The sequence below is a fragment of the Bartonella fuyuanensis genome (assembly GCF_014197255.1).
In the GTDB taxonomy this organism is placed as follows: domain Bacteria; phylum Pseudomonadota; class Alphaproteobacteria; order Rhizobiales; family Rhizobiaceae; genus Bartonella; species Bartonella fuyuanensis.
The window spans coordinates 1-1,166 of the sequence record NZ_JACIFE010000075.1; the positions used below are offsets into that span (position 1 = coordinate 1).

The 1,166-nt window shown below is 41.7% G+C and carries 1 protein-coding gene; it reads right to left on the reverse strand.

Annotated elements, in window-relative coordinates; genetic code table 11:
* Positions 1 to 1,166, reverse strand: a 1,166-nt coding sequence (locus GGR08_RS07990) for a DEAD/DEAH box helicase family protein (RefSeq protein ID WP_183194763.1), incomplete at both ends; no start/stop codon positions are given.

Consider the following 1,166-nt stretch of genomic DNA (forward strand, 5'->3'; position numbering starts at 1 on the left):
TTGATATCTTTGCAAAAAGCTAAAGCACATTGCATGGGCTCTGTATCATCATCATCAACAGCCGCTTGCTTATCTATTTTAGTCAGTGCTCTATAACAGCCAATAATTTTTGCCGCATCATCTAAATCAATTTCACGGTTTTCATTGGCAATAATCTCCTGTATGGCTGGTGTAATATAGGTTTCATCAATGCCTAAGACCACAATCTTGTAAGGGGTTAAAAGCTCATTATCGACAGCTTCCGCGAAGGTATAATGATGAAGTTGTTTTCCAAAAAGTGCTTCATCATCCATAGATGCCAAAACAGCATTGATCTCATCCGCCCGCCTTTTAGCAGTATCACTAAAGATACGCGGCGTTGCTGTCATATACAAACGTTTTTTGCCTTGAATGATGCTGTTATCGTGAACCTTGATAAATTCAGATTCATTATCTTCACTTCCCAATGAAGCCCCAGTGGTACGGTGTGCTTCATCACAAATGATTAAATCAAATTCGGGTAAACCATGCTCTTTTTGTGCATCCGAAATCACTTGGATAGAATGATAAGTTGAAAAGATAACCGTCATTGCATCTGCTAGGTTTTCACGCGCTTCTTTGGCAAGGGCTTGAGCATCGGTTGTCGCAGGGAGAACAAGATCTGATGTTTCCATGCCAACAATATCATCTTGATTTTTACGACGCTTTCCTACTTTCGTATCCGAACACACCGCAAAAGAACGCAACGGGACTTGTGCATCGGCTGTCCATTCACGGATCGTTTGTGAGACTAAAGCCAGAGAAGGCACCAGAAACAAAACACGCTTGCCTTTCCCAGCAAGGGTTTCTGCTATTTTCAAACTGGTGAAAGTCTTGCCCGTTCCACATGCCATAATGAGCTTGCCACGGTCTGCTTCTTTTAAACCTTCACAGACTTTCTTGATGGCTTCTTCTTGATGGGGACGAGGCTCTTTTGTTGATTTCAGAACCACTTCTTGTTTTGTTGCAAATATTTGCCAATCTATCCGACTGTTTTCCATATGACGAAGGTCAATGCGATAAACGGGTATCGCTTGTCCTTTAATCATGGCATTCACATTGTCACTTAATTCCACTTCCGTGGTATCAACGAGAAGGCGATATTTAAAGATGTCTTTTCCAGAGGCAGCGATAAAGCTATCAATATC